Consider the following 7678-nt stretch of genomic DNA (forward strand, 5'->3'; position numbering starts at 1 on the left):
GGGCGACCGGTCAGTCGCCCGCCACGGGCGCCGACTCCTGTCGGTCGGCGCCGAGCGTCTGGGTCGCGGCCAGTCGGGCGTACAGGCCGCCCTCCCGCAGGAGTTCGGCATGGGTGCCCGAGGCCCGCACCCGGCCGTCCTCCAGGACGAGGATCCGGCGGGCGCCCGTCACCGTGGACAGGCGATGGGCGATCACCAGGACGGTGGTGGTCCGCGCGATCCCCGCGATGACCTCGCGCAACTCGCTCTCGTTGAGCGCGTCGAGCTGCGAGGTGGCCTCGTCGAGCAGCAGCAGCCGGGGCCGTCGCAGCAACGCCCGGGCGATGGCGACGCGCTGGCGCTGTCCTCCGGACAGGGCCGTGCCGCGGTGGCCGACCTCCGTGTCCAGGCCCTCCGGCAGGCCGTCGACCAGCGCGGTCAGCCGTACCTGCTCCATGACGTGGCGGAGTTCGTCCGGGCTCGCGCCCGGGGCGGCGAGCATCAGGTTGTCGCGCAGGGTGCCCGCCAGGACCGGGGCGTCCTGCTCGACGTAGCCGATGGTCCGGCGCAACTCGGCCGGGTTCCAGTCGCGCAGGTCCCGTCCGTCGACGCTGATGCTGCCGCTGTCGATGTCGTAGAAGCGCTCCAGCAGGGCGAACAGCGTGCTCTTGCCGGTGCCGGAGGGCCCGACGACGGCGGTCAGCCCGCCGGGGCCGATCTCGAAGCCGGCGCCGTCCAGAACGGGCCGGCCGTCCTCGCGGTAGCGGAAGACGACGTCCCGGAACACGATCCCGGCACCGCCCTCGTGGGTGGTGTCGCCCTCGCGCGCCGTCCGTGCGGCGGGCAGCTCCGCCTCCCCTTCCTCGGGGGTGAGTTCCAGCACCTCGTGGATGCGTCGGACGGCCGCGGTGCCCACCTGGAGGCCGCTGATCCCGCTCGCCAACTGCGCGACCGGACCCACCAGGTAGAACAGGTACAGCAGGAAGCCGATCAACGAGGCGACGCTCATCGACCCGTTCGCGACGCGCGCCCCGCCCAGGCCCAGCACCGTCAGGAAGGCCAGCTGCACCACCAGCCCGCTGGAGGTCCCGGCCACCGCACCCCAACGGGCCGCCCGCAGGCCGGCCCGCCAGGCGTCCCGCGCCGAACCGTCCAGGACGGCGCTCTCCCGCTGCTCGGCGCCGCTCGCCTTGACCGTACGGATCGCTCCGAGCAGCCGTTCCAGCCCCGAACCCAGCTCGCCGAGGGCTTCCTGGGCCTCCTTGCTCGCCCGTGCGATGCGGGGCATCACCAGGGCCGTGCACCCGCCGATGGCGACGACGACACCGAGCACGGCGAGGAACAGGACGACGTCCAGCCAGGCCATCAGGACCAGCATGCCGATCAGCGTGACGGAGCCGATGAGCGTGTCGACGAGGTTGTTGGTCGCCGCCTCGCGCAGCAGGGTGGTGTCGGCCGTCACCCGGGAGATGAGATCGCCGGGCGGCCGCCGGTCCAGGTCCGCGACCCGCAGCCGGGGCAGCCGGGCGATCAGCCGCCTGCGGGCGCCCAACACCACGCTCTCGGCGGCCCGTTCCACCGCATACATGCCGAATGCGCTGGTCAGCGCCCCGCCCACGATCAGCAGGGCGAGGAGCAGCACCTGACGGGTGACCGACCCGTCGACGGCCAGCGCCTCGACGAACGACTTGGCCACCAGCGGTTGGGCGAGGCCGCTGACCCCGCCGAGCGCGCTCAGGGCCGCGCCGGCGATCAGGGCCTTGCGGTGCGGGCGCGCGTGGTCCAGCAGGGAGCGGGTCGCGCCGGCCTTCGTCGCGTCTCCCTTCGTCGCACCGCCCTTGGTCGCACCGGGCTGAGTCGCGTCGGGCTGTGTCCCGCCGGCCTGCGGCGTGCCCGCCGGCGTCGTACTGGCCTTCATCGTGGTGGCTTCCTTCGTTCCTTCGTCGGTCGGTGGGTCAGGACATCCGCAGGACGGTGAGGATCTCGGGCGCCCTCTCGAACAGCCGCCGGCCCATCGTCCGCAGCGTGACCAGGACGGCCAGCAGCCCGTACGCCGTCCCCAGCGGCAGCAGCACCCAGGAGGACGCGGAGCCGTCCAGGGCGATCGCGCCGACGACCACGGGGACGACGGCGACCACCCCGACGAGGGAGCCGAGGAAGTTCGCCAGGTGGTACCCGCCGCTCTGGCCCGGCGCGCTCACGCCCCACGGGTCCTCGGGGTACGGGTAGGGGTGGAACACGCTGATGACCATGCCCAGCGCGAACGTCACCCCGAGCAGCGCGAAGCCGACACCGAGCGCGGCGGCGAGCTGGTCGGTGCGCCCGGTGGCGAGGGCAACGCCGCAGCCCACGGCGGTCAGCCAGGGCACGATGAACACCAACTGCGGGAGCAGCCGGCCGACGAGTTCGGCGCGGGCCTGCGCCACCGTGCGCAGCGTGGCGACGTTGCTCCAGATCGCCGAGCCGTCGAGGGCGAACAGCACACCGGGCACGGTCAGTCCGAACACCCAGGCGCCGCCGACGGCGACGTACGGGGTCCGTGCGCCGACCGGCACCATCACGACGGGGAACAGCACCGCGTACGCCAGCGCCGCGATCATCGTCATGCGGTGCCTCGGCGACCGGGCGAAGGCGCTGAACTGGTGGTGGGCGACCAGCAGGGTCCGGCTGGAGGCGAGCAGCCGGGCCCGCCGGCCGGTGGTACGGGCGGCGCGGACCTCGCCGGCGCGGGCCGTCGAGGAATCCGTGGTGGTCATCAGGCGGGCCAGGGAGCCGTGCCACCACACCATCAGGAGGCCGATCAGGGCGGCGGTCCCGGCCAGTTCGAGCAGGGCGGTACCGGTCCTGCCGTCGGCGGCGGCCCGGACGGCGTCGGCCGGCCAGCCCGGCGGGGACCAGCGCAGGACCCGTACGACGACGGGCGGCAGGGCGAGTCCCGAGCCGGCGGTGGTCAGCAGCAGGTAGGCGGCGTACCCGCCGACGGCGGTCAGCAGGCCGCCGAGGGCGGCGGCGTCCTTGCCGCGTCGACCGGTCAACGCCCGCGCGAAGGCCGCCAGTACGGCCCGGGAGGCGACCACGCACAGCAGCAGTGCGAGCGGAACGGCGAGGACGGTGACGAGCGCGCCGGGCACGCTGTCGAAGGCGCCCTCGGCGGCGCCGACGACCGCTCCGGTGATGAGGACGAGGGTGCACAGCGGCCCCGGGCCGACGAGCGCGGAGGCGGTGGCCCCGGCGATCAGCCGGCGCGGCCGGACGGGCAGCACGGCGAGCCGCGTCGGATCGGAACTTTCGTCGCCGCCCGCGCCGAAGGACAGCGGCAGCGCCAGCCAGGCGACGGCCAGCCCGGCGAGGGCGAGCACGGCGAAGTCCGCCGATTCCGGTTCGCCCTGGGCCCGGGCCAGGCCCACGGCCACCCAGCAGGCGCCGGTCAGGCTGATGAGCGAGCCGGCGACGAAGCCCACGGCGCGGCCGGTGCTGCGGCGCAGACTGCTGCGCAGGAGGGCGAGTTTCAGCCCGACGAAGACCCCAACCATGCGAGGCTCCCCCCCTTCGCCTTCCCGGCGGGGGCGCCGACCAGTTCCATGAAGCGCTCGTTGAGGCCGCGGCCGGCCCGTACCTCGTCGAGCGTGCCGTCGGCGACCACGCTGCCCTTGGCCATGATGGCCACGTGCGTGCACAGGGCCGCCACGAGCTCCATGACGTGGCTGGAGAAGATCACCGTCGAGCCGGTCGCGGTGTACTGGCGCAGCACCTCGCGGATCGTCTCGGCCGACACCGGGTCGACGCTCTCGAAGGGCTCGTCGAGGAAGAGGACCGGCGGGTTGTGCAGCAGCGCGGCCGCCAGGCCGATCTTCTTGCGCATGCCCGTCGAATAGTCGACGACCAGCTTGTCGCCGGCCTCGGTGAGCCCGAGCACGTCGAGCAGTTCCTCGGCGCGCGCCTCGGTGTCGGCCGCGGGCAGCTCCCGCAGCCGACCCGTGTAGCGCAGCAGTTCCCGGCCCGACAGCCGCTCGAACAGGCGCAGGCCGTCGGGCAGAATGCCGATGCGGTGCTTGGCCTCGTACGGGTCCTGCCAGACGTCGTACCCGGCGACGCGGACGGTGCCCGCGTCGGGCCGCAGCAGACCGGTGATCATCGACAGGCTGGTGGTCTTGCCGGCGCCGTTGGGGCCGACCAGGCCGTAGAAGCTGCCCCGGGGGACGGTGAGGTCCACGCCGCCGACGGCCGGCTTGCCGTCGAACTCCTTGCGCAGTCCTCGTACTTCCACGGCCGCCGGGACCGTCTCGCCTTCGGGGGGGTGGTGCATGGTGCTGCCTTCCGGCCGGGGTGGGGGTGGGGGGACGGGAGGCCTGCCGGGGCCGCTCAGCGGGCGGGGAGGTCCGGCGAGGCCAGGTTCCGGTAGGGGGCGCCGGGGTCGATGCCGGCGCCGCCGAACGCGGCGTGGGCACCGGTACCGGCATCGGACGCGGCCCGTACGGCCGCCTCCGCCAACGCCGCCGCGCGGTGCTGGCCGAAGCTCAGGCCGCCCGCGCCGGGCCGGGGGTCGGCCGGCTCCCAGGCCACGGCCGCGGCAGGGCCGAGCCGGTGGGCGAAGACCGAGGTGTCCGGGGCGGTGCCGGGCAGGTCCCGGACCGCGTCGGCGACGGTGTGGCAGGCGCCCCAGGACTCGCCGCCCAGGTAGACGACGAGGGCGTCGCGGCGCGGGTAGTCGGCCGGACCGGACAGCACCTTGGCGTGGTAGCCGGCCCCGGCCGCCTCCAGGCGCTCCAGTACGGTGCCCCAGATCCGCGGGGCCCGTCCGGGATCGGTGAGGTGGACGTAGACCCGGAGCAGTTCGTCGCCGAAGCCCGGCTCGCGGGAGCCCATGGCGTAGAAGAACCCGGGCGAGAGCGCGGGCCGGACCGGGGAGGCCGGGCTGCTCACCCCGGTGCCGGGGACGAGCGGGCCGTCGGCGGTCAGCCGGTCCACGGGCACCCGGACGCGGACGCCGTCCCAGGACACGAGCGCCTCCCCGCCCGCCGGCTCCTGCGGGGCCCGGAGCAGGACACCGGTGCGGCGGACCTCGCGGTGGGGCACCGCCGCCGCCAGCTCGCGCTCGAAGCCGTGGTCGCGCGGGGCCATCCGGCGGGGCCGGGTGTCGGCCTCGGCGCGGCCCGTGTGGAACACCTCGTACAGGGCCGCCCCGAGCCGCTGCTGGAGTTCGCGGGTCGACTCGCCCTCGATGGTGCGGGGTCCGACGGTGGCGGTGAGCCCGTCGGCGGAGAGGTGGATCCGGGCCAGGGCGTCGGCGAGGGCGGGGGCCAGGGCGTCGGCGGGGGCCGGGGTGGCGGGGGCTGCGGCTGCGGCGGTGGTCACGAGGCGTCTCCGAGTCCGACGACGTGGGTGAAGCGGGCGGGGTCCAGCAGGGCCGTGCGGCCGATGCCCGCGGCGGCCCGCTCGATGCCGAGCAGCCGGTTGGAACGGGCGGCCCCGGCGAGGAGCCGGTCCAACAGGTGCCAGCCGGCGAAGGCGGTGGCCCGCTCGGCCAGGCCCGGATCGGCGTCCGGTCGCGCCGCGCGGTAGCCGCGCCAGAACTCCTGGACGACCGGCCGCAGGCGGGTGAGCTTCTCCGCGCCGCGGGCGAGCACGGTCTCGCGCGTCATCGACAGCCCGGCGAAGGCCGCGGTGTCGGCGTCACCGCGGGTGGTGACGATGTCGTGCACCGCGCGGTGCAGCCATTCACCGGCGAAGCCGCCCACGTCACGGGCCGGGTCGGCGAGGCGGAACTCCTCCCAGTCGGCCACGTGCAGCACGGCGTCCGCACCGGGCCGGCCGGTGATCAGGAACTGGTCCATCCGCAGGTCGCAGTGGGCGGGCACGCGCGGCGCCGCCCGTTCGTCGGCGAGCAGCCGGTGCACGGCACCGATCAGCGGGGCGTCGTTCTGCAGCAGCCGCCAGGTCTCCAACTCCGCGCCGCTGAGCTCCTCGAACACGGCGGCGGGCAGCGCCTCCAGCGGTTCCGGCGAGGGCAGCGCGGGGGCGCTCCGCTCCAGGGCGCCGAGCGGTCCGGCGGGGCGGGCGTGCAGCCGCCCCAGGGCGAGGCCGGCGCGGTGCGCGAGCTCCGGCGTGAACTCCTGGTCGGCCATCAGCTCGGCGCCGCTGCGGGCGTCCTGGAGGTAGTCGAAGGCGAGCAGCCCGGCGTCCGGGTCGCTGCCCAGCAGGGCGGGTCCGCGCAGGACGTCGGCGGGGGCGTCCGCGACCATCCGCTCGTAGGCGAGCGCGCGGCCCATCCGGGCCCGTACGTCCTCCGGCGGGCCGGTCAGTCGCTTGACGAAGACGGGGGCGCCGCCGGTCGTGCGGCCGGCCCAGGTGTCGTTGCGGCCGGGCAGCGCGGTGAGGTCGGTGCGGTCGAAGGGGCCCGTGCCGATGCGCCGCAACAGGGCGTCGACCTCGGGCACGCCGTCGAGGTCGACGGGGCGGAACCGCAGTTCGGTGCGGGGCGTGGTGGTGGTGCCGGTCACGGCGTCTCCTCGGCGGGGTCGGCGGGTTCGGCCGGGTCGGCGGGCCGGGTCGGGTCGGCGGGTTCGGCCGCCGGGCCGGCCGCCGGTGCGGCGAGCACTCCGGCATAGGCGGGCCGGGCGAACAGGCGGGCGCAGTCACGGGCCACCTCGGCGGCCGGCACCTCGTACAGGGCGGCGGGGAAGCCGACGAGTTCGGCGGTCCGGCGCCCGGTCGCCAGCCAGGCGCCCAGTTGGTCGGCGAGCGAGGACTGGGACTGCGGCATCAGGGCGAACTGGCCCGCGCAGTAACGGCGGGCGGCGTCCACCTCGGCCGCGGTGGGCGGCTCGACCGCGGTGCGGCGCAGCTCCTCACGGATCACCCCGGCCGCCTCGACGGCTCCGACGAGCGGCAGTTGGGCGTGGATCCGGACGAGCGGCCCCGTGCCCCCGTGGTCGCCGAAGCGGCCCGCGTACGAGGTGAAGCCGTACGGGGCCCGCGGCGTGCGCAGCCCCGCGAGCCGGGCCCCGGGCTGGCCGCCGCCGAGCACGGACACGGCGAGCCAGCGCGCGGCGAACGACCCGGCCGGGGCCGGTTCGGGGGTGGCCCACACCAGGTGGGCGGCGGTCGTGGGCAGGGCCGGGGGCAGGCTCAGCAGCGCGAGGCCCTCGGTGGCGGCGGGGAACGCCGGGTACGGGTGCGCCCCGGGCGGCGTGCCGGGGGCGGGGGCCGGCGGGCGCAGGGCGGCGCCGGCCGCCGCGACCCAGGCGTCGGGATCCAGGTCGCCGACGGCGGTGAGTTCGACGCCGCCCGCGTACGGAGGAACGGTGGCCGCTCCGGCGGGGCCCGGACCGGACCAGCCGGTCAGGAGCCTTTGCCGCAGGGCCTGTTCGACGAGCCAGGTCGGGTTGCTCACCCGACCGCCCATGCGGGCGCGGGCCCGCGGTTCCACGGCGGCGAGTTCCTCGGCCGCGGGCGGGGCGCCGAGCAGGTCGGCGAACAGCTTTGGGTCGGGGGCGGGCGCGGGCAGCCAGGCGTCGAGCAGGACGGCGCCGCCCTCCACGGTCGTGGACACCGACCCCTGCGCGGGGAAGCGGGCCGTCCAACGGTCGGCGAGGACCAGGGCGAGCCGCTCCCGGTCGACGGGCGCGGCGGCCGGCGGCGCGGGCAGCCGCAGCCGGAACTCGACGAGGGGCGCGCGGGTGTCCCGCACGGCGGCGAC

General features: G+C 76.2%; 5 protein-coding genes and 1 pseudogene. All 6 read right to left on the reverse strand.

Annotation, left to right across the window (positions count from 1 at the left end):
* Nucleotides 1-10: 10 nt before the first annotated feature.
* Nucleotides 11-1897 (reverse strand): ABC transporter ATP-binding protein, encoded by a 1887-nt coding sequence (locus NOD94_RS27945; protein ID WP_281208897.1) that lies wholly within the window; start codon nucleotides 1895-1897, stop codon nucleotides 11-13.
* Nucleotides 1898-1934: 37 nt separating this feature from the next.
* On the reverse strand, nucleotides 1935-3512 hold the full coding sequence (locus tag NOD94_RS27950) for a transporter (protein WP_281208898.1): 1578 nt from the start codon (nucleotides 3510-3512) through the stop codon (nucleotides 1935-1937).
* Nucleotides 3488-4285 carry an ABC transporter ATP-binding protein gene (locus tag NOD94_RS27955; RefSeq protein ID WP_281208899.1) on the reverse strand — a complete coding sequence of 266 codons (798 nt, stop codon included), beginning with the start codon at nucleotides 4283-4285 and terminating at the stop codon, nucleotides 3488-3490. Before NOD94_RS27955 ends, NOD94_RS27950 begins: the two co-directional genes overlap by 25 nt.
* Nucleotides 4286-4341: 56 nt before the next feature.
* A complete protein-coding gene (locus NOD94_RS27960) occupies nucleotides 4342-5334 on the reverse strand; it encodes a T3SS effector HopA1 family protein (protein WP_281208900.1) in 993 nt (330 codons plus the stop codon).
* Nucleotides 5331-6479, reverse strand: a complete 1149-nt coding sequence (gene lxmK / locus NOD94_RS27965) for a class V lanthionine synthetase subunit LxmK (protein WP_281208901.1) — start codon at nucleotides 6477-6479, stop codon at nucleotides 5331-5333. The genes NOD94_RS27960 and lxmK overlap by 4 nt, the downstream gene beginning before the upstream one ends.
* Nucleotides 6476-7678 (reverse strand): annotated as a pseudogene (locus NOD94_RS27970) (hypothetical protein); the annotation flags it as partial. The pseudogene NOD94_RS27970 and the gene lxmK, both read right to left, overlap by 4 nt.

This window comes from Streptomyces sp. Isolate_45 (assembly GCF_024721315.2).
In the GTDB taxonomy this organism is placed as follows: domain Bacteria; phylum Actinomycetota; class Actinomycetes; order Streptomycetales; family Streptomycetaceae; genus Streptomyces.